The following is a 21,540-nucleotide window of genomic DNA, read 5'->3' as shown; positions in this document are numbered from 1 at the left end:
GTTTCTATCTCATGGCTTGGCTTTTAGAGTTTGTTCGTAGGCATCGCTTTGCAGGAGTTTCAAAGCCTGCTGCACGCTGTTGTTCATCGAATTCATTACCTGGTAATACTCGTTCATATCCCACAGATCGCGGGCTATCAATGCTTTGAGTTGTGCTTTGATGAGCGGCAACGATTGGTTGTACTGGCTTTCGTTGAACTCTATCTTCTCTTTGTCGGCCATGGCGCGTATGTCGGCCAGGAAGTTATCGTTTATTTCAAACTTATCGTTGAAGGTCTCGAACTTCTTGTATTTGTCCTTCAGCTCTTTCCGGTGTTTCTCAATGTAGCCGGTGGTCGATTTGATAACTACGCCTTTGGCCACCAGGTTGCGGTGGTAGTCGGTGTATTGGGTGGTATCTATCGGAACGAAGTAGTCCGGCATGATGCCTCCGCCGCCATAGACGGTACGTCCCAGGCGTTTGGTCTGTACTTTCAGGGAGTCGGCAAAGTGGATGCTGTCGGCATGAATCATTTCGCCGTGGTTGAAGCGTTCTACCAGCTCCAGGTTGTATTTTTCCTGGTTATCATCTCCTTTGACTCTGCCGTCCAGATTGGCGGTGTTGTCATAAGGCTTCTGGATGCAACGTCCAGAAGGGGTATAGTAACGGGCGATGGTAAGGCGTATCATGGAACCGTCCGGCAAGTCGATGGGGCGTTGTACCAGACCTTTGCCGAAGGTACGGCGTCCTACCACTACACCTCTGTCCCAATCTTGTATGGCGCCGGTCAAGATTTCGCTGGCGGAAGCAGAGTACTCGTCTACCAGTACGATGAGGCGTCCGTTCTTGAAGTTTCCGGTACCTTTGGCGAAGAAGTCACTGCGGCGTGCAGCCCTGCCCTCGGTATAGACTATCAACTCTTTCTGTTGAAGGAATTCGTTGGCGAGGTCGATGGCGGCATTCAGATAACCTCCGCCGTTGCCTTGCAGGTCAAGGATGAGGTCCTTCATGCCTTTCTTCTGAAGTCCCTTCAGGGCGGTAGTAAATTCCTCGGCAGTGGTGGCTCCGAAACGGTTGATACGTATATAGCCGGTCTTGGGCTGTATCATGTAAGCGGCGTCCAGGCTAAGGATGGGTATCTTATCACGTTTTACAGTGAAGTAGAGTGAATCGTCTACTCCGCGGCGTACGATGGTGAGCTTCACTTCGGAGTCCTTCGGACCGCGCAGACGGCTCATAATGTCCTCTGTGCTCATCTTTACTCCGGCAATGGCGGTATCGTTTACGGCTACAATACGGTCGCCGGCAAGGATGCCTACCTTTTCGGACGGACCGTTGCTCACGGGTTGTATCACAAGCAGGGTGTCTTCTATCATCTGGAACTGTACGCCGATACCTTCGAAGTTTCCTTGCAGGGGTTCGTTCATCTTCTTCACCTCTTCGGCATTGTTGTAGGTAGAGTGCGGGTCGAGCTGTGCCAGCATCTTGATGATGGCTTCTTCTACCAGCTTATCTTCGTCTACTTTGTCTACGTACAGGTTAGCGATGGCGAACTCAGCCATTTGCAGTTTACGTATGGCTTCATTATTCGGTTTCTGTGCTTGCACCATCACGGTGCATATACATACTGTAATAATGCTAAGGAATTTCTTCATTGTCTATTTATTAATCACTTATCACTAATTTCCATTCCTTCGGGAATGAACATACTTATATCTTTTCCAAATTGCAGCAACTCGCGCACGGTGGTAGAACTGATGCAGGTGAGTTCCGGTTCCGTGAACAGCAGGATAGTTTCAATTCCGGTCAGTTTGCGGTTGATGTCCGCAATGGTTTCTTCGTATTCGAAGTCTTTCACGGTGCGGATGCCACGTATAATCAGGTTGGCGCCTACTTCCTTGGCAAAGTCGATGGTCAGGCAATTATAAGATTGCACGGTGACGCGCGGCTCGTTCCGGTAGAAGTCCCGAATCATCTTTTCACGCTTCTCAAGAGGGAAGTACGTGTTCTTGTTCTCGTTGATACCGATTCCTATGACAATTTCGTCTATGAAAGTCAGTGCACGGCTTACTACCGACGAGTGCCCGATGGTAAACGGGTCGAATGTGCCCGGAAAGATAGCTCTTCTCATGATGCCAGATCTTCTTCTATAACCAGATTGTTGATAATGAAATTCTGCCGTTCCATAGTATTTTTACCCATATAGAACTCCAGCAGTTCTTTTACAAGGTCCGTTTTGCGTAAAGAAACTTGTTCCAGGCGCATGTCTTTGCCGATGAAATGCTTGAATTCATCGGGCGAGATTTCTCCCAAACCTTTGAATCGTGTGATTTCCGGGTTGGGACCTAACTCTGCAATCGCTTTTACGCGTTCGTCTTCCGTATAGCAATAATTGGTCTTCTTCTTGTTGCGCACGCGGAACAGTGGAGTTTGCAGAATATATACGTGTCCCTTCTTTATCAGGTCGGGGAAGAATTGCAGGAAGAACGTGATAATCAGCAGGCGGATGTGCATACCGTCCACATCGGCATCGGTGGCTACTATCACTTTGTTGTAACGCAATCCTTCTATGCCGTCTTCTATGTTCAGGGCTGCTTGCAGCAGGTTGAATTCTTCGTTCTCGTAAACCACTTTTTTGGTCAGTCCGTAAGAGTTGAGCGGCTTACCTCGCAGGCTGAATACGGCTTGGGTATTCACATCGCGGCTCTTGGTGATGGAGCCGCTGGCAGAATCTCCCTCGGTGATGAAGATACACGAATCGCTTTCCTGCTCTTTGCCTTTTCCGTCGCTCAGATGATAGCGGCAATCGCGCAACTTGCGGTTGTGCAGGTTGGCTTTCTTGGCACGTTCGCGTGCCAGCTTGGTGACACCGGCAATGGCTTTGCGTTCCTTTTCGGAATCCTGTATCTTTTGCAGCATCACTTCCGCTACCTGTGGATGCTTGTGCAGGTAGTTGTCTACTTCCGTCTTGATGAAGTCGCCCACATACTTGTTGACGCTGACGCCTCCCGGCTCCATGGAGGGGGAACCCAGTTTGGTCTTTGTCTGTCCTTCAAACTGTGGCTCTTCCACATTGATGGCAATGGCGGCAACGATACCGTTACGGATATCGGAATATTCCTGGTTCTTGTTGTAGAACTCTTTAATGGTGCGTGCAATGTGTTCTTTCAGTGCACTTTGGTGTGTACCACCCTGGGTGGTATGCTGGCCGTTGACGAAAGAATAGTATTCTTCGCCATACTGGTTGGTATGTGTGAAAGCTATCTCGATATCTTCTCCTTTCAGGTGGATGATGTCGTATAAGCCCTCGGCGGTCATATTATCCTTCAGCAAGTCTTCCAGTCCATGACGTGAAAGGATGCGCTGACCGTTGTAGATAATGGAAAGACCTGTATTAAGATAGGTGTAGTTACGCAGCAGCGTCTCTACAAATGTATTTTGGAATGTATAGTTGAGGAAAAGCGTGCTGTCCGGTTCAAAGAAAGTATAGGTTCCGCTTTCTTCTTCCGTGTCTTCCGTCACGTCGCTTTGGAGCACACCTTTTTCAAAGACGGCGATGCGCACCTTACCGTCGCGGTAACTGCGTACCTCAAAATGGCTGCTGAGCGCATTTACGGCTTTTATACCCACACCGTTCAGTCCGACGCTCTTCTTGAAAGCCTTGCTGTCGTACTTACCGCCGGTATTGAGTTTGCTGACCGCCTCTATCAGTTTGCCTTGCGGAATGCCTCGTCCGTAGTCGCGTACGCTGACGCGGAGATTTTCGTCAATGGTAACTTCTATGCGTTTGCCGGCACCCATCTTGAATTCATCGATACTATTGTCCATTACTTCTTTCAACAATACATAGATACCGTCGTCATTCTGCGAGCCGTCACCCAGACGGCCGATGTACATGCCCGAACGGACACGGATGTGCTCCATATCGTCTAAGTGACGAATGTTATCTTCCGTATATTCTACATTACCTTCGGGCATCAGTCCGTTGATTTCTTCCATAAATTCTCCTGATTATTTTATCTCTTTTATGAACGCCCGGCGCCGTTTATGCTGTTCGGTCTTGAAGTATTCCCATTGGGCTTGTACCTTGCCGTTCATCTCCAGCTCGGGGTTGCTCTCTGCAAATATAAAACCTAATTTTTGATAAACCGGAATTAAATCGGAAAATAACAAAGCATTAACACCTTTATTCTGATATTCAGGTTTCACGGCAACCAGTAGCAGATCGAGCATCTTGGCACGGCGTTTCATGAACAACGCTTTCAGTAAATGATACCATCCGAAGGGCAGCAAACGACCGTGCGCCTTCTGCAATGCTTCGGATAAAGAGGGCATAGAGATACCTACAGCTATCAGTTGGTCATCGGCATCCGTGATAAGCGTCACCATGCGCAGGTCGATAATCGGCAGATACATCTTTACATACTGGTCTATCTGGCGCTGCGATAATGCCGAATATCCGTAGAGCGGACTGTATGCTTCGTTCATCAGTTCGAAAATCTTCTGTCCGTACTCGCGTGCCAACTTCTTGGAAGAGGTGTATTTCTTGATCTTGAGATTATATTTTCGTTGGATAAGTTCCGAGATTCGTTTGTGCTTGTCCGGTATGGCGTCCGGAATGTAGATTTTGTATTCCACCCAATCGGCATCCTTATCGAAGCCCATGCGTTCCATGTGCTGCGGGTAATAGGGGTAATTATAGGTAGTTGCCATCGTACTGAGTTGGTCGAAACCTTCGATGAGCATGCCTTCCGCATCGAAATCGGTGAAACCCAGCGGGCCTTGTATGTGGGTCATGCCTCTTTCCTTGCCCCATTTTTCAACGGTATCCATCAGAGCCTGAGACACCTCGGGATCATCAATAAAGTCAATCCAGCCGAAGCGAACCTCCTTTTTGTTCCAAGTCTCGTTCGCTCTTTGATTGATGATGGCAGCTACACGTCCTACGATTTTGCCATCCTTATAGGCCAGAAAGTAGTCGGCTTCGCAAAATTCGAATGCCGCATTCTTCTTCCGGTTGAAAGTATTGAGCATATCGTCAAAGAGGTCGGGCACGGAATATGGGTTCTCTTTATATAGTTTGTAGTTGAAGCGGATAAACTGGTTCAACTCCTTCTTTGTGGAAACTTTCTTGATAGTAATTGCCATAGTTGTTTAATATTGAGGTGGCAAAGATACATGATAATCTTTAAAGTACCGCGTGGAGTGCCCAAAAACTGTCTGCGGGATGTCTACTTTTACGATACCCTAAGGACTTCATCTTTATGTTCTTACAAATTGTATATCAGTATGGTAGTGTAAGCGATGTAGCAAAGCATCAGGATGCTCCCTTCAATCCGGGTGATGGTGCGTTTTCCGAAGAAAATGCCGAATAACCAAAGCAGGATGCTCGAACCTACCAATACCCATAAATCGAAGTTGGTGATACCGGTCAGGTGTAGTGGCGTGATGGAAGCCGAGCAACCCAGCACAAAGAATATGTTGAAAAGATTGCTACCGATGACGTTGCCAATGGCTATCTCAGGATTCTTCTTTAAGGCGGCGACGATGGAAGTGGCAAGTTCGGGTAGTGACGTGCCGCCCGCCACCAGTGTAAGGCCGATGATGGACTCGCTGACACCCAGGCTGCGGGCAATGCCGCTGGCACCGTCCACAAAGAAGCTTCCTCCGGCAATGAGGGCACCAAGTCCGCCGATGATGTACAGTATGGACTTCCACATGGGGAGCTGTTTGATCTCTTCCGTTTCTTCCTCTTTCTCTTGAGGATGGTGGGAGGCGATGGCGAAGGTGTAGCTCAGAAAGATGGCGAAGAAGCAGAGCAGCAGCAAACCGTCGGTAATGCTGAGCACGTTTCCTTTGCTGCCGTCCAGAAATACGTCGTTGGCACAAATCAGCAGGGCGAGGGAGGAGAGGATGCAGAGAGGGATTTCTCTTCGCAGTGTGTTGCGGGTGATGATGATCGGGGCGAAAAGTGCGGTGCAGCCTACAATCATCAACGTGTTGAAAATATTACTTCCCACCACGTTGCCGATGGCGATGTCCGCACTGCCTTTCAGAGCGGAAGATATGCTGACGGTGAGTTCCGGTGCCGAGGTGCCGAATGCTACGATGGTAAGTCCGATGACGATTGACGGTATACGGAAACGTTTGGCAACGGATGCTGCGCCGTCCGTCAGCCCGTTGGCACCCAGCAGTATGAGAAGGAGTCCTCCGATGAGCAGTAGTATATTCATGGTTTTCTTTTTTCTTAATTCGGGGCAAAGATAGCAATAATAGTGATTTCTTTCCGGCGCTTTGTCATTTTGAATTGAAAATAAGATTTAAAATCAAAAACATTCTGTATGTTTGTGCGCTTTATTGAACACAATTAAAACTACCCATTAGGAATGATATGAAAGCGGTTTATCTTTTTTGCCTTTGGCTGCTCTTTATGCCGGTAGGCAAGGTTTCGGCACAATTAGTAGATAGAGTGCTCGATGCGCTCCATCAGGACAGTTTGCCGGTGGCGGTGAAAGTAGACTCTGATTCGATACGCCTGTCAGCTCTCAAGGAAGAACTGGCGGCGGCAAAGTTGAATGAAGCCAATCTGCGGATGGAAATGGAGCAGATGAAACTGCTGAGCTATGCGGCGGATTCGGTAAAACTGGCAGGACAGAAACTGCGTATCGACTCGCTCCGCAAGGTGACTCCGGGTGTACCGGTGGTGGTAGAAGGTGATACCTTGTTCTATCTCTATGCCAAACGTGGCGGGCATACTCCCCAACAACGTGCTGAGTCTGTATCGCTTGATATTACCACATTGGGAAGGCGTTTCAATCTGCATCCCGACTCCCTCTATATAGAAAGCAGTGATATCGTTACCGACCTGATGTACAACGATAAAGTAATTGCCTCCTTCACCGACCAGGATGGACTGTGGGAGAACTGTACCCGCGACCAACTGGCCGCCAACCATCGGCATGTCATTGTAGACAAGCTGAAATCCATGAAGAAAGAACACAGCCTGGTGCAACTGGGCAAACGTATCTTATACTTCATCCTGGTGCTTGTGGGGCAGTTCTTCTTGTTCAAACTCACCAACTGGCTGTTCCGAAAGCTCAGACTACGTATTCAGAAGCTGAAAGATACGCGCCTGAAACCGATCTCCATTCAAGACTATGAGTTGCTGGATACGCAGAAGCAGGTCAATCTGCTTGTATTCCTTTCCAATCTGCTGCGTTATGCATTTATGATTCTTCAGTTGCTGCTGACCGTGCCGCTGCTCTTTTCTATTTTTCCACAGACGAAAGGTTTTGCTTACCAACTGTTTTCTTATATCTGGGACCCTGTAAAGAGCATTCTGCATGGAATTGTCGACTATGTACCGAACTTGTTTACCATCTTTGTGATATGTCTGGCGGTGAAGTACTTGGTAAGGCTGGTTCATTATCTTGCCAATGAGATACAGTCGGAACGGTTGCAGATAAGAGGTTTTTATGCCGATTGGGCTATTCCGACATACCACATTGTGCGGTTTCTGCTCTATGCGTTTATGATTGCGATGATTTATCCCTATCTGCCGGGGTCGCAGTCCGGAGTCTTCCAAGGGATATCGGTGTTTGTCGGACTGATTGTTTCGCTGGGGTCGAGTACTGTAATTGGGAATGTCATGGCAGGATTGGTGATAACCTATATGCGCCCCTTCAAGTTGGGCGACCGCATACAACTGAATGAAACGACGGGTAATGTCATTGAAAAGACTCCGCTCGTTACTCGTATCCGTACTACCAAGAATGAAGTGGTGACTATCCCCAACTCTTTTATCATGTCTTCGCACACCGTGAATTATAGTGCTTCGGCACGCGAATACGGCCTCATTATCCATTCCGAAGTTACCATTGGCTATGATGTCCCTTGGCGCAAAGTGCACCAGCTCTTGATAGAAGCTGCTCTGAATACCCCCGGAGTGATAGACGCCCCCCGTCCCTTTGTGCTCGAGACTTCACTCAGCGACTGGTACCCGGTCTATCAGGTAAATGCCTATATCAAGGAGGCCGATCGTCTCGGTGAGATCTACTCCAATTTGCATCAGAACATCCAGGATATCTTCAATGCTGCCGGTATTGAGATCATGTCTCCGCATTATATGGCAATGCGGGACGGTAATGAGACGACGATACCGAAGGATGATTTGAGGGAGAAGGGGAAATGATATTTTAGAGGCCTCTACAGGGGGCTTTTGAATGATTTCAGAAATCATTGCTCTAATGATTTCTGAGATTGTTACTGCAATGATTTCTGAATTCATTGCAGTAACCTTTCTTTTCCATTTTATCTTGCCAGCACAATCTCCGCATAAGGATATCCGAATCCGAGGCTTTGCCACTCTTTCTTTGTCAAGTCGTACGCTTCAATCAGCCAGCCGTTACGGTAGGCTTCAAATAGTACATAGAGTTTCTGTGTGCCTAAGTCTCCCGTGCAGAAGGTGGTTATGGAGCGTACCGGATTTGGGAAAGTATCGAGTTGTTCATCCATACTCATCGTCGTCGTATTCCAAAGCCGGAATTCTGTATCACCGCCGTTCGCATTCGATATGGCATATCCGCCGGTGTACGTACCTTCATTCGTTCCTTCTTTGGGGACTGCAATCCAGAAAGGTATCAGGGCGTCACACTGTATCGGGTCGTAAAGATGTATGCTATACTTCCCACTGCGCAAATCCATTATTGCGGGTGAAAACGTTCCGTCGCCATTATCGGCGGAGAGCAGTATATAGCCTTCGCTGAGGCATATGCCCCGGTAGTTTCTCAAAGCGTCTGCTTTCAATCCTTCGGGCAGTTCGAAACGGGGTTGTGGTGCGGGTGACAATGATCTGCTATAGGATGATGATGTAATATTATTGACCGTCAGATGTGTTTCGTCAATTTGGCTAATCTCGAATATGTTGTTGTTATAGGTGTTACAGAGCGTTACGGGGGTTCCTGCTGTGCTTCGCCAATAGCGCATGGACAGATCAAAGCAACTGGTGGTATATTGTCCGTCTTGCTTTAAGATGCCGCAGAGAGTGTTGCTTCCCGGAGAATTGACTACCAAAGAGAATTGTTGTCCTTTGGGCAGCTGTACGATTGATTTGGGTGTAGTCTCGGCAAATTTATCGAGGCTTATCTGTTCGATGCGGTTCGTTTCGTTTGCCTCCGGAGGGTAGTTGGTGATACCGTAGAGTTGGAATTCTTTGGGCGGTAGTCCGTCGGAAACAGAGATTTGGCCGAGTTTCATCGGATGACTTGGGTCTGAACGTTCGAGCGTGATTTCTACTCTAGAAGCGGGATAACCTCCGGGGGCCAGGAAAGTAATGCTTGTAGCAGTTCTTTCCTTTATGACGGCTCGTATGTATTTTGCAGATCCTTTATAATTCAGAACCGGCTCATCAGGGAGTGGCCAATAAGCGTTCAGAATAAGATTGTCATTCTCTTGGAAGCCGTCGGCTTTCACGGTCACGGCATCACCCGGGTCGAAGGTTTTGTCAGCATCGACTATCGCGATATTAGTAACGAACGTGGGTTGTTTTTCTTTGTCGTCGTCGCTGCAAGCGGCAAGCAATAAGGCGAACAGAAAGAATAGTTGTAGCTTTTTCATAACGTTTATGTGTTGATTGCTACAAATATATGTCTTTTTCTTCTATTATTTCTTCTCGTTTATGTTTTTTCTTTCTTCCTTACGATATTCTTGCGGTGTAATATTGTATTTCTCTTTAAAGCATTTACTAAAATATTTAGGAGTGCTGAAGCCCAATCGGTCGGCTATTTCCGAGATATTTAGTTCAGGATTATTTTTTAGCATTACTGCTGCACGTTTTAAGCGGATGGTCATAATAAAATCAAAAGGGGTTTGTCCGGTGATTGCTTTAATCTTTGTGAATAGCTTGGTTCGGGCAATCCCTATCTCTTCGGCCAGCATGTCTACTTTGAAGTTAGTATTGTCAATGTGTTTTTCTATGATGTTCATAGCCTTCTCCACGAAGGATTTATCCATTTCATTAGTTGCAAGTATATATGGAGTGACTTGCGGTTGTCTGCTAAACTTTTCTTGAAGCATGATCCGGTTATTGACCAGATTGTTGCAGCGTGAGAGTAGAATATTGATATTGAAAGGTTTTGTTATATAATCATCCGCCCCCATTTTTAATCCTTCTATAGTATGCTCCACCCCAGTTTTGGCAGTAAGTAGTACAACTGGGATATGACAGGTATCCATATTCTTTTTAATAGCCTGACAAAGTTCAGTACCTGACATTTGGGGCATGATGACATCGCTAAGCACGATATCGGGTTGCTCTGATTGTACCTTTTTCAATCCTTCATTACCGTTAGTGGCAGTAATAACTATGTAAAACTTCTCGAATATCTCGGATAGCATCTTTCGCAGTGGCTCATTATCTTCCACAATCAGAATCGTACTTTTCTTGGTTATGGTTTCATTCTCTGTCTTTTCTATTTCTTGCTCCATCAGGAAAGATTGCTGTATTTCTTGCTTAATGATCTCCGTCTTGCATAGTTTTTCATTCTCGTTTAACTCAATTTGTTCAGAAGTGAAATGACTGTTTCCACACTTCAAATGTATACAGAATGTAGTTCCTTCATTCAATTCACTAAAAACTTCTATGGTACCATGATGTAATTCTATGATTCCTTTTGTTAGTGCCAGGCCAATACCTGTTCCAGGAGATGACGAAAGGGAGTCTAATTGCTCTGTTTGGTAGAAACGATCAAATATCCGTTCGATATCTTTAGGAGAAATGCCTTTGCCATTATCAGTTATCTCAATAAGTACCTCCTGGTTTCTTTTTTTTACGGAGATGGATATATATCCACCTTCTTTAGTGTTTTTGAAGGCATTTGAAATAAGGTTGTTCATAACCTTTTGCATCTGTTTGGCATCGTACCATAAACGGATGTCATCACTAGCTTTTAGAAAGCTAAACGTTATTTTTTGTTTCTGTGCATGTCCTTGGAAGAGTAGGTAATATTCATATATAAAGTCAACTATATTCTGCTCACTTACTTTGATAGACATGTAACCTTGTTCTTGTTTGCGGAAGTCCAACAGTTCGTTTATGAGCTCTTTTAATTGCAGGCAGTTTTTATATACTCCTAGTATTTTATTATAGACAGTCGGTAAAAGCGAGCCTATCTGCAATAATACTTCCATTTGCCCTATAATTAGAGTGAGTGGCGTACGGAATTCATGTGAGATATTAGTGAAGAAGCGTAGTTTCGCTTGATTCAGCTTTTCAATGTCTTCTATGCGTTTCTTTTCATACTTGAGAGATTCCTGTAATTTGATGCGATGCTTATAAAGCCTTATTAGATAATAGGTGATGCTTGCTGCACAAAGAAGGTAAAAACAATAGGCCCATATTGTCCGATAGAATGGAGGAAGTACTTTGATTTGTAGGTGGTTTTCTGAAATCAATTCTGATTTCTTGTTTTCTGCTTTGACTGTAAGGGTATAGATACCTGGACTTAGGTTAGTATAGGTAATGGTATTTTGTTTATTCATAGGCGCCCATTTGTCTGAAAAGCCTTCTAACCGATAGAGAATGACATCCTCGTTAAATGGAATATAATCGGTCATAGCATATTCTATATTGAATACATTCTGATCAGGTCGTAATGTAATCAGTTTGGTTGAGGACAAACTTTGTGATAAAATGCCACTATTGTCTCCCACAGAGATTTCCTGTTCATTGACTGTTAATCTGCTTGGAAAGAGTCTATAGGTACGCGAAAAAGCTTTTGTACTATTCTGTGTAAAAGAGATCATTCCAGATACTCCTCCTACAAAGAATTCATTATCTTTAGTTCGATAAAGCGCATTTTCTTTGAGTGATACTAATGGAAGATTGGTATAATTAGTACATTTTTTTGTTTGATAATCCAATATGGAAATCCCTTTGTCGGTAGTTATCAATATTTTATTAGAATCTACTTCGCACACATTATAAACTAAATTGCTAGAAAGTCCATTTTGAAGTACATTAAAGTTTTCAAATAGGTTTGTTTCTCTATGATATAAATCTATTCCACTTTCATTGGTGCAAAACCATAATTTGCCTTGACTATCTTCATATATAGAGTTGATATGATTGCTACTTAAACTATGTTCTATACTATGGTAATGCTTGTAAACCGACAATTCCTTTGTTTCGAAGTTATAGGCACAAACTCCATTATGATTATTGGTGATCCACAATATTCCAAGATGGTCGATTAATAGCCCGATTGTGAACTTGGTGATGGCAGCATCATCTGCATTTTGTAGTAATGGTCGGCATCTCCCATTTTGTGGATTGAACACTCCAATACCATTGTGAGTCGCTAATAGCAGATAATCATTGTAAGGTATGATATCCGATATGATGTTGGAAGGGATGGATGTAGTATCTTCTTTTGAGTATTTATAGTGTGTGAAATATCCGGTCTTTATATCCATCTTGTTGAGTCCTCCCAAGTGAGTACCAAGCCATAGAGCTTGATGTTCCCGATCATAATAGATGGCCTTTACATTATTGTGTGAGATACTGTTTTGTTTGCTATTATGTTTATACCACTGGAAAGTATGGTTTTTGCGATTGTATTTGTTAAGACCTCCTCCCTCCGTACATATCCATAAATTCGAATCCTGGTCTTCTGTCATCCGGCAGATAATGCCGGAACTTAATCCGTCATTTTCTTTTGTGGAAGTTACATACTCATAATAAACCCGTTTTTCCGGATTGAAGTAATTTATTCCTCCAAAATAAGTACCTGCCCAGATAGTACCTTGGTCGTCACAATACAAGCTCCATATAGATGAATGTGTCAAGCTCTTGTCATGTTCCTTTTTCTTATGACGGATAAATCTTTTCTCTTGCTTATTATACTTTGTCAATCCGTCGAAAGTTCCTATCCATATATTTCCTTGTTTATCTTCACAACAGCGGTGGGTAAAGTTGGAAGTTATACTATATGGATCATCTTCTATACATTGAAAATTGTGTAATTTCCCGTTTTCTATTAAATAAAGTCCGGTTCCTTCTGTACTGTTGGTTATCCAGTAACATCCAGAGCTGTCTTTAAAAATATCTTTAATGTTGCCTTGAGGGATTGGATGCGATAATTGTTGGTGGGAAAGGATATATAAACCAGACTGGCTTGTTCCTATGAGAATTGAATCTTTACTTATATGTATTGTGCTAATGTTATTGTGTTTGTTAGGAAGTTCATAGAATAAGTCGAATTTCTTCCCGTCATATTTGAAGAGTTGGTTTTTGTAGGCCATATATAGATGCTCATAGAAAAATATGTTTGTTGATTGTTTTGTGAGCAAGGTAGAGAATTTCTCTTCCTTTATATTGTAAGCTGATATCCCACTTTGAGTTCCGAAGTAGATAGTTCCATTCCGATCACCCGTAATCTGTCTGATATAACTATTGCATATACAGTTTGAACTGTTCCTGTCATATTTGTATACTTTGATACTTCTACCATTATATAGATTAATTCCATTGGTAGTTCCAAACCACATTAATCCCCTTTCATCTTGATAGATGGATGTGACTGAATAATGAGAAAGACCATCATTGTCCGTCAAATGTCTAAATGAGATATCTTGCGCTCTGACAATAGGAATACTCAAATAGCACAAACAAAGTATCAGGAAATAGATTTTAGGTTTCATAGTACCGTCAATGTGTTTTTTCTTTCGTTGGATATTGCAAATATAATCTTAATAGTTTATTCTACAGCCTTTGCTGGATATTAAAAAAGGTCTTATTCGTACATAATAGGGGACTTATTTATACATATTGTTAGATACAGACAGGTCAATCCGATTAGCAGACCTTTTCTGTACAGATTCTCTCCTTTTATTAATAGCAATCTGTTTACCTTTGTATGTGTAGTAAATAATTTTAGATACATGAGAAAAAAAACATTGATTTGCTCAGTTTGTACTTTTTTGATTGTGGTTGCTTGCAGAGATGTTATTGAAAAGAGTAATGCTTCTCTTGCTGACAGTATAGAGCATTCTGTCAGACAATACTCTTTGCAAACAAAAGCTATCGACAAAAGTAGCGAGGGGTTAATACCTTATAGTATTGATTCCTTGGGAGAGGTAACATATACTTCATATCAGGATTGGAGAAGTGGTTTTTTCCCTGGTAGTCTTTGGTATTTATATGCACTGACGGGCAATGAAGTATGGTTACCTTTGGCTGTGAAGTATACAGAGGCATTGGAAAAAGCTCAATATATTACATGGCATCATGATATAGGCTTTATAATTGACTGTAGCTATTTGAATGGATTTCGTTTCGGTCATAAAGAGGGATATAAAGATGTCTTGCTGCAGGCTGCCAAATCTCTTTCGACTCGTTTTCGTCCAGGAGCGGGAGTCATTCAATCATGGAATACTAATAAAGGTTGGAAGGCGAGATGTGGTTGGCAATGTCCGGTTATTATCGATAATATGATGAATTTAGAGTTATTGTTTGAAGCAACCTGCTTATCTGGTGACTCTATTTATTATAATATGGCGGTCAGTCATGCAGACAAAACCTTGAAGAATCATTTCCGGAGTGATGCCAGTTGTTATCATGTGGTAGATTATGACCTGAAGACCGGAGAAGTACGGAGCAGACAGACAGCACAGGGATATGCTGATGAATCGGCTTGGGCCAGAGGACAGGCTTGGGCTATATATGGGTTTACAATGTGCTATCGCTATACACATAAGTCGGAATATCTGAAACAGGCATGCAAGATTTATGATTTCATCTTTACCCATAAAAATTTGCCGAAAGATTTGGTTCCGTATTGGGATTATGATGCATTGAATATACCTAATGAACCACGTGATGCATCGGCTGCGGCAATTACAGCTTCTGCCTTGTATGAGCTAAGCAACTACGTACCAGAACGATCATTTCGGGAAACGGCAGACAAGATAATGCGTTCTTTGGCTTCATCTGCCTATAGTGCAAAGACAGGTGAAAATGGTAATTTCATACTGATGCATTCAACTGGCAGTATTCCTCAGAAGAATGAGGTCGATGTACCATTGAGCTATGCTGATTACTACTATCTTGAAGCATTATTCAGAAAGAAAAAACTGGCTGATTAGCAATTTCCGATGGTTAGCAGGCAGCTGATGTGGTTATTTTATAATGTTATTAAATAAAAAATATGTTATACTATGAATATCAATAAATGCATTCCTCTCAGTGGATTATTGCTTTCTGTTTCCCTTGGCATGCAAGGTGCGAATCTGAATGCACATGAAAAGCGCCCTAATGTTATGATTATCTTGTTAGATGATGCCGGATATAATGATTTCGGATTCATGGGAAGTAAGGACATTCAAACCCCTCAGATAGACAAATTGTGTTCACAGGGAGTTTTACTGATTAATGGCTATGTTTCAGCGAGTGTAAGTGGCCCTTCACGTGCTGGCATATTATCTGGACGCTACCAACAACGTTTTGGATATGAATGTAATTTGGGAGATACATTGGGAATGGCGTTGGGTGAGCAGACTATTGGAAATGTTTTTCAACGGAACGGATATGCTACTGCTTGTATCGGCAAATGGCATCAGGGGAATGCTCCCAAGTATCATCCGAATTTGAGAGGATTTGATTATTTTTATGGTTTTCTTGCTGGTGGGCGACACTATTTTTATCAGCCTGATGGTGATGATAAACCAGGAAGCGCCCGTAATCTCCAATTAAACGGTACGCAACAGAGGTTTAGTGGTTACTTGACTGATGTACTGGCAGACGGAGCAATTAATTTCTTGCAAAAAAATGATAAACCGTTTATGATGTATCTGGCCTTTAATGCTGTACATACACCATTAGAAGCTACAGACGAAGACTTAAAACGTTTTGAGGGGCATCCCCGTCAATTACTTGCAGCTATGACTTGGGCAGTTGACAGGGCAATCGGCAAGGTTATTCATCAGTTGGAAATATCGGGGCAAATGGATAATACTTTGCTTTTTTTCTTAAGCGATAATGGGGGAGCTCATGATAATCAGTCAAGCAATTATCCGCTGAAAGGGTTTAAAGGCAATAAGTATGAGGGAGGCATTCACGTTCCTTTCTTTGTTGTCTGGAAGAAACATTTGGAAGAAGGGGGGCGGTTTGACGGATTAGTTTCATCGTTAGATATTTTTTCTACTGCCGTATCGTCTGCCAATGTTCAAATGGATTCTTTATCAAGACCTTTAGATGGAGTAAACTTACTTCCGTTTTTGACGAAAAAGCAACAGGGCAATCCGCACCACAAGTTATTCTGGCGTAAAGGCAATATGGCGGCAGTGAGGATTGGAAATTATAAACTCATTCGGGCGAATGGGCTTGGAGAGCGCATGTATGATTTGTCTATAGATGGAGAAGAAGAGTTTGACCTATGTACACAAGAGAAAAGTTTGTATTCTGAACTTAACCGGGAATTGCTTGAGTGGGAAAAGAAACTGATAAAACCATTATGGACAGAAGGTGAAGATTGGGATAAAGTCACTTTTGAGATTTATAAAGACTTGATGAACAACCATGCGGTACGCTACAAAAGCCCCTCACAGTTAAAGCAAAAAGAGAATCAGTTTTGATTTTTATTTCTTCATATTTACTTTATGAATTCTAATACTTATTATTATGGATATACACAAAATTTTGAGAACTACAGGTAGAACCGTATTCTTTGTGCTGCTTGCCATGGCACCATTTCCGATTATGGCAGACAATTTGGGAATTGAACATTTATCTGAGTTACAACAGAACGGAAAGATAAGTGGGACAGTGAGAGACACCAAAAGTGGTGAGCCGCTTATTGGAGTAAGTATTCTTGTTTCCGGAGGTGTTCAGGGAGCAATAACTGATTTGGATGGTAATTTTGTTTTGGACGTAGTTGCAGGTACTCCATTAACAATATCGTATATTGGATACAAGACGAAAGAAATGAAAGCCAGTTTGCAGATGCAGATTACTCTTGAAGAAGATTCGGAGGAACTTGAGGAGGTTGTCGTAGTTGGTTATGGTACCCAAAAGAAGGTCAATCTATCGGGTTCCGTAGCATCGGTCAATGTAGAGAAGATAATGGAAAGTCGTCCGATAACGAGCGTTTCTCAAGCATTGGCAGGTATGGCTGCCGGGGTGCAGGTTACATCCGGGACCAATCGACCAGGTAGTGATGAAGCTACTATTAAGGTACGTGGGCAGGGAACATTGAATTCTTCTTCGCCTTTGATTATCATTGATGGAGTAGAAGCTCCGGTAAATACAGTTAATCCTCAAGACATAGCTTCCGTTTCTATTTTGAAAGATGCTGCTTCTGCTGCAATTTATGGTTCGCGGGCTGCCAATGGCGTTGTTTTGATAACAACGAAGAAAGGTGAAAGTGGTTCTTTTAAAATTGATTATAATGGATATGTTTCTTTTGAATCCATTAGAAAAACAGATGCAATGACACCTGTTTCTAATTATGCCGATTATATGGAGTTGGTCAATGAGGGGTTGGAGAATACGAATATGGCTAAGAAGTTCTCTCAGGGAGCCATTGATGCTTGGCGAAATGACGCTGGAAAAGATCCGTTACTTTATCCGAACACGGATTGGATTGATGAAACGTTCCGATCGGCTGTTTCTACCAATCATATATTGTCTGTTAATGGAGGGACTGACAAACTAAGGTTCTATGCATCTATGGGCTATATGAAGAATCCTGGAGTTATGGAGAATACCGGAACGGAAAGATATAATGGGCGTCTCAATTTAGAAGCTAATCTAAAGCCATGGTTGACACTTGGTATGCAAATAGGAGGATATATTTCAAACAGTAAAGTTGGAAATGCTGATAATGTGTTTATGTATGCAAAAGATACAACTCCTGGCATGGTATTCCGTGCTCCTGACGGCAGGTATGGTGCAATGAGTAATCCAGAGGACAAAGCACAAGGAGGCAATAATCCTTTACGAACCTTGAACTCCTTGACTGGCAATAACCGTAGAGAAAATATTAGGGCACGTTTTTCTGCTACCATTCAGCCTGTTAAGGACTTATTAATCAATGCTTCTTATTCTTATGAAGGAAGTCATCAGCAGAAGGATACTAAACCGGTTTTTATTGATTTATGGGATTTTAAAACTAACACCATTGCCGTAAATGGAACGGGGAAAAGTTATATATCGGATGCATATGACAGAGCAGAAAGAAATTTTTGGGATGTTACCGTAAATTATAGTCATCGCTATTTGCAAGATAATTTAGGTTTAAAGGTAATGGCAGGTGCCAGTGCCGAACAATATCAAACAAAAGGTTTTGCTGCTACGAAGCAAGATTTGATAGACATTTCTCTAGGTGTGATTGATGCAGCTAACGGAGAGGCTTCTGCATCAGGAGCAGCTTCTGATTGGGCTATGAATTCCTATTTCGGGCGTATTAATCTTGATTGGGCAAGCAAGTATTTGCTGGAAGTCAATTTGCGTACGGATGGTTCGTCCCGATTTGCAAAGGGAAATCGTTGGGGATGGTTTCCTTCTTTTTCGGTAGCGTGGAGAATTGAGCAAGAAGAGTTTATGCAGAATTTAGTGAACAATGGATTGAGTAACCTGAAGCTCCGTGCCTCTTATGGTTCATTAGGAAACAATTCAATAGGCAATTATGAGGCAATTTCCACTTATGCACAAGCTAATTATATCTTGAATAACTCGGTTGCTACCGGTATGGCTATATTGGCATTGGCTAATCGGAATTTGACTTGGGAAAGCACCTATGTTACCAATGTAGGAGTGGATTTTGGATTTATAGGGGGTAAGTTGAATGGAACTTTGGAGTATTTCCATAAAAAGACCAAAGATATTCTGATAAATCTTCCGGCACCGGATGTACATGGACTTGCTACAATTCCAACTCAGAATAGTGCCCAGGTTTCTAATAAGGGAGTCGAATTTTCTATTGGGTGGAATGATAAGATTTCAGACTTTTCTTATTTCATAAACGGGAACTTCACCTATGTGAAGAATAATGTTGATAAATATAAAGGGAAGGGTGTTGATGGTCGTACCATTGATGGAACAACTTTGATTTGGGAAGGACATCCTATCAATTCGCATTATTTGTTGGTGGTAGATAGAATTATCCAGACGGATGAGGATATGCAGATAGTACAGAATATGATAGACAATGCACCGGTAGATAAAAAGACCGGCAAGAAGAAGAATCCGTTTTCTGCATTTGGTACTCCGGAGAAGGGAGACTTCTTGTATAAGGATACTAATGGAGATGGTATTATTAATTCAGATGATCGTGCTATTGTAGGAGATGGAACAACTCCTAAATTTTATTATGGAGTTAATTTGGGGGCTTCTTGGAAAGGGCTTGATTTCTCTGTTCTAGTTCAGGGTGTTGGTGGAAGTAAGACTTTCTGGAGATTTAACGGATATAACACCCCTAGCGTGAAGTATGGATGTACTATCAATAAAGAAGTAGCTGAAGGACGTTGGTATGAAGGTAGAACCGATGCTACATATCCACGTTTGCTGAACGTATCTGATAAACGTAATATACAGGATAGTGATTTTTATTTGTACGATAACGGTTATGTGAAAATACGTAATATACAGTTGGGATATACTTTTCCTAAAAAGGTAACTGCTCCTTTGCAACTTGATCGTTTGCGTATTTATGGTAGTTTGGAAAACTTCTTTACCTTTACTAAGTATAAAGGTTTGGATCCGGAAGTTTCAGGTTTAGACTACCCGACAATGAGAGAGGCTGTTGTAGGAATTAATGTAACTTTTTAAACTCAGATTTATGAAAACTAACTATAAATTGATAATGATAGCAGCTTGTCTTTTCACGTTTAGCAGCTGCTACGATTTAAACCGCTTTCCGTCTGATAATTTAAGTTCAGGAACATTTTGGAAAACGCAAAGTCATGCTGACCAGGGATTGATGGGTGTATATGAAATCCTTCAGAATAATGCCGTTTTTGGTACTTATTTTGCTTTTGATTGTGTTGCAGATATTGGATTCAGCAGTAGCAGTGATATGTATAATGATATAGCTATGGGAAAAACAAATTCTCGGACCAGTACTTATAAAAGTAAATGGAAGGCTTTGTATGAGGGAGTTGCCCGGGCTAATACGGCTATACAAAATATTCCGAATGTAGATATGAGCGATGAACTTAAAAATAGATATCTTGCCGAAGCTAAATTTTTGAGAGGGCTCTATTACTTCCAGTTACTCGACTTTTTCGGTGGAGTTCCTTTGTATGATGAAACAACTATTATAGAAAAGGATTTTAATAATATGTTGAAACCACGAAACTCGGCAGACGAGGTCCGGAAATTTATATTGGATGATTTGGAAGTGTCTCTTACTTACTTACCGGAGGCTTGGGAAGAGGTAAATAAAGGAAGGGCTACAAAGGGAGCGGCAATAGCTTTGAAAGGGAAAGTCTTGTTATATAACAAACAGTATTCCGAAGCAGCTAAATGCTTTGAATTGGTAAAAGCTAAAACTGATCTATATGCTTTGTATCCGGATTATGCCGGATTATTTAAACCAGGAGGTGATGAAAGTAAAGAGATGGTCTTTGCTATTCAAAATTCGGGAGGAGTGGGGCAGGACTATGGTATGCCTATGGCTTTTTATATGGGAACCAGATCTACTTACGGAAGTGGTTGGAGTCAGGTTATGGTTGCTACCGATTTTTTGGATTATTACGAGTATAAAGATGGTAAACCATTCAATTGGGATAATGAGTTTCCTGGATTCAATGAAAGTGATGAAGTCAAAAAGGAAGTTTTGGTAGCAGAACTATCAGAGAACAATAAGAAAGTTGCGAAGTATCCTCGATATAAAGATGAACTTGTAAGTATGTATGGCAATAGGGATCCGCGTATGCAAGCGACTGTTCTTCTTCCATATACTCAGTATAAGGGGTGGACTAACAATGCTCCAAAGGATTGTGAGTTTGTCATTGTAACTTCTGGTAATACAACTGTGGCAAATGGTATGATCGAAACGGATGGTGCTTATAAAACTTATCTTTGGCGTAAGTTTGTACCGGAATATGATATGGATGGGCAATTAAACAACAGAGAAGATACCCCGATAAACTTTCCTATTATTCGTTATGCTGATGTATTATTGATGTTGGCCGAATGTTACAATGAAATGGGTGATGGTGATGCTGCTGTTAAGTTGATTAACGAGGTTAGAGCCCGTGTGAATATGCCGGGGCTAAATAGTGGTCCTACTTGGCTGGAAGCAAATACAAAGCAAGAAATATTTGAGCGTATCAAGCATGAAAGGGCTGTTGAGTTTGCGGGTGAAGGGTTGCGTTATAGTGATTTGCGTAGATGGAGATGTCTTGAGGATTTGAATGGAGTAGGCAAGCAATCATTGCTTGGCAATCCTGTGTATTATACCCATGTGGTAACAGACCGGGATTATTTGTGGCCGATTCCTGGGGATGAAATAGATAAGAACCCTTCTTTGGAACAAAATCCAGGATGGGATTAGAGTAACTAT

Annotated in this window: 12 protein-coding genes; 5 read left to right on the top strand and 7 right to left on the bottom strand. The window is 42.4% G+C overall.

Going from position 1 to position 21,540, the window contains the following annotated elements; genetic code table 11:
- Window positions 1-9: 9 nt before the first annotated feature.
- From AAE250_RS08570 to AAE250_RS08550, 5 genes are all read right to left on the bottom strand, one after another.
- Window positions 10-1,635: a S41 family peptidase gene (locus tag AAE250_RS08570; RefSeq protein ID WP_294596352.1), complete on the bottom strand. Its 1,626-nt coding sequence runs from the start codon at window positions 1,633-1,635 to the stop codon at window positions 10-12.
- Between the two features lie 14 nt (window positions 1,636-1,649).
- Window positions 1,650-2,111 (bottom strand): pantetheine-phosphate adenylyltransferase, encoded by a 462-nt coding sequence (gene coaD, locus AAE250_RS08565; protein WP_294596351.1) that lies wholly within the window; start codon window positions 2,109-2,111, stop codon window positions 1,650-1,652.
- Window positions 2,108-3,979, bottom strand: a complete 1,872-nt coding sequence (locus AAE250_RS08560; protein WP_294596349.1) for a DNA topoisomerase IV subunit B — start codon at window positions 3,977-3,979, stop codon at window positions 2,108-2,110. The genes coaD and AAE250_RS08560 overlap by 4 nt, the downstream gene beginning before the upstream one ends.
- A 12-nt stretch (window positions 3,980-3,991) precedes the next feature.
- Complete coding sequence (locus AAE250_RS08555) at window positions 3,992-5,128, bottom strand: GNAT family N-acetyltransferase (RefSeq protein WP_294596346.1); 1,137 nt, start codon at window positions 5,126-5,128, stop codon at window positions 3,992-3,994.
- 122 nt (window positions 5,129-5,250) lie between these two features.
- Window positions 5,251-6,213 carry a calcium/sodium antiporter gene (locus AAE250_RS08550; protein ID WP_294596345.1) on the bottom strand — a complete coding sequence of 321 codons (963 nt, stop codon included), beginning with the start codon at window positions 6,211-6,213 and terminating at the stop codon, window positions 5,251-5,253.
- A 158-nt stretch (window positions 6,214-6,371) separates the two neighbouring features.
- Between AAE250_RS08550 and AAE250_RS08545 the strand changes: the two genes are divergently transcribed.
- Window positions 6,372-8,171 carry a mechanosensitive ion channel family protein gene (locus AAE250_RS08545; protein WP_294596342.1) on the top strand — a complete coding sequence of 600 codons (1,800 nt, stop codon included), beginning with the start codon at window positions 6,372-6,374 and terminating at the stop codon, window positions 8,169-8,171.
- A gap of 119 nt (window positions 8,172-8,290) precedes the next feature.
- Here AAE250_RS08545 and AAE250_RS08540 read toward each other — a convergent pair whose 3' ends face one another.
- Both AAE250_RS08540 and AAE250_RS08535 read right to left on the bottom strand, forming a co-directional pair.
- Window positions 8,291-9,595, bottom strand: coding sequence for a WD40-like domain containing protein (locus AAE250_RS08540; RefSeq protein ID WP_294596341.1), 1,305 nt, complete (start codon window positions 9,593-9,595; stop codon window positions 8,291-8,293).
- 45 nt (window positions 9,596-9,640) lie between these two features.
- Window positions 9,641-13,678 carry a hybrid sensor histidine kinase/response regulator transcription factor gene (locus AAE250_RS08535; RefSeq protein WP_294596339.1) on the bottom strand — a complete coding sequence of 1,346 codons (4,038 nt, stop codon included), beginning with the start codon at window positions 13,676-13,678 and terminating at the stop codon, window positions 9,641-9,643.
- A 240-nt stretch (window positions 13,679-13,918) separates the two neighbouring features.
- Here AAE250_RS08535 and AAE250_RS08530 point away from each other — a divergent pair, with 240 nt between their 5' ends.
- The 4 genes from AAE250_RS08530 (at window position 13,919) to AAE250_RS08515 (ending at window position 21,531) form a co-directional block, all read left to right on the top strand.
- Window positions 13,919-15,121, top strand: a complete 1,203-nt coding sequence (locus tag AAE250_RS08530) for a glycoside hydrolase family 88 protein (RefSeq protein WP_294596337.1) — start codon at window positions 13,919-13,921, stop codon at window positions 15,119-15,121.
- Window positions 15,122-15,193: 72 nt separating this feature from the next.
- Window positions 15,194-16,609, top strand: a complete 1,416-nt coding sequence (locus AAE250_RS08525; protein ID WP_294596335.1) for a sulfatase-like hydrolase/transferase — start codon at window positions 15,194-15,196, stop codon at window positions 16,607-16,609.
- A 46-nt stretch (window positions 16,610-16,655) separates the two neighbouring features.
- Window positions 16,656-19,802, top strand: a complete 3,147-nt coding sequence (locus AAE250_RS08520; protein WP_294596334.1) for a SusC/RagA family TonB-linked outer membrane protein — start codon at window positions 16,656-16,658, stop codon at window positions 19,800-19,802.
- A 10-nt stretch (window positions 19,803-19,812) separates the two neighbouring features.
- On the top strand, window positions 19,813-21,531 hold the full coding sequence (locus AAE250_RS08515; RefSeq protein WP_294596332.1) for a RagB/SusD family nutrient uptake outer membrane protein: 1,719 nt from the start codon (window positions 19,813-19,815) through the stop codon (window positions 21,529-21,531).
- Window positions 21,532-21,540: the final 9 nt, after the last annotated feature.

It is taken from the genome of Bacteroides sp. GD17 (assembly GCF_038448625.1).
GTDB lineage: Bacteria > Bacteroidota > Bacteroidia > Bacteroidales > Bacteroidaceae > Bacteroides.
This window is presented reverse-complemented; position numbering and strand designations above follow the sequence as displayed.

Bases quoted from the DNA above. Each gene is read 5' to 3' on its own strand.
- AAE250_RS08515 (WP_294596332.1), top strand. From the start codon at position 19,813: ATGAAAACTAACTATAAATTGATAATGATAGCAGCTTGTCTTTTCACG.
- AAE250_RS08540 (WP_294596341.1), bottom strand. From the start codon at position 9,595: ATGAAAAAGCTACAACTATTCTTTCTGTTCGCCTTATTGCTTGCCGCT.
- AAE250_RS08545 (WP_294596342.1), top strand. From the start codon at position 6,372: ATGAAAGCGGTTTATCTTTTTTGCCTTTGGCTGCTCTTTATGCCGGTA.
- AAE250_RS08550 (WP_294596345.1), bottom strand. From the start codon at position 6,213: ATGAATATACTACTGCTCATCGGAGGACTCCTTCTCATACTGCTGGGT.
- AAE250_RS08535 (WP_294596339.1), bottom strand. From the start codon at position 13,678: ATGAAACCTAAAATCTATTTCCTGATACTTTGTTTGTGCTATTTGAGT.
- AAE250_RS08555 (WP_294596346.1), bottom strand. From the start codon at position 5,128: ATGGCAATTACTATCAAGAAAGTTTCCACAAAGAAGGAGTTGAACCAG.
- AAE250_RS08525 (WP_294596335.1), top strand. From the start codon at position 15,194: ATGAATATCAATAAATGCATTCCTCTCAGTGGATTATTGCTTTCTGTT.
- AAE250_RS08520 (WP_294596334.1), top strand. From the start codon at position 16,656: ATGGATATACACAAAATTTTGAGAACTACAGGTAGAACCGTATTCTTT.
- AAE250_RS08530 (WP_294596337.1), top strand. From the start codon at position 13,919: ATGAGAAAAAAAACATTGATTTGCTCAGTTTGTACTTTTTTGATTGTG.
- AAE250_RS08560 (WP_294596349.1), bottom strand. From the start codon at position 3,979: ATGGAAGAAATCAACGGACTGATGCCCGAAGGTAATGTAGAATATACG.
- AAE250_RS08570 (WP_294596352.1), bottom strand. From the start codon at position 1,635: ATGAAGAAATTCCTTAGCATTATTACAGTATGTATATGCACCGTGATG.
- coaD (WP_294596351.1), bottom strand. From the start codon at position 2,111: ATGAGAAGAGCTATCTTTCCGGGCACATTCGACCCGTTTACCATCGGG.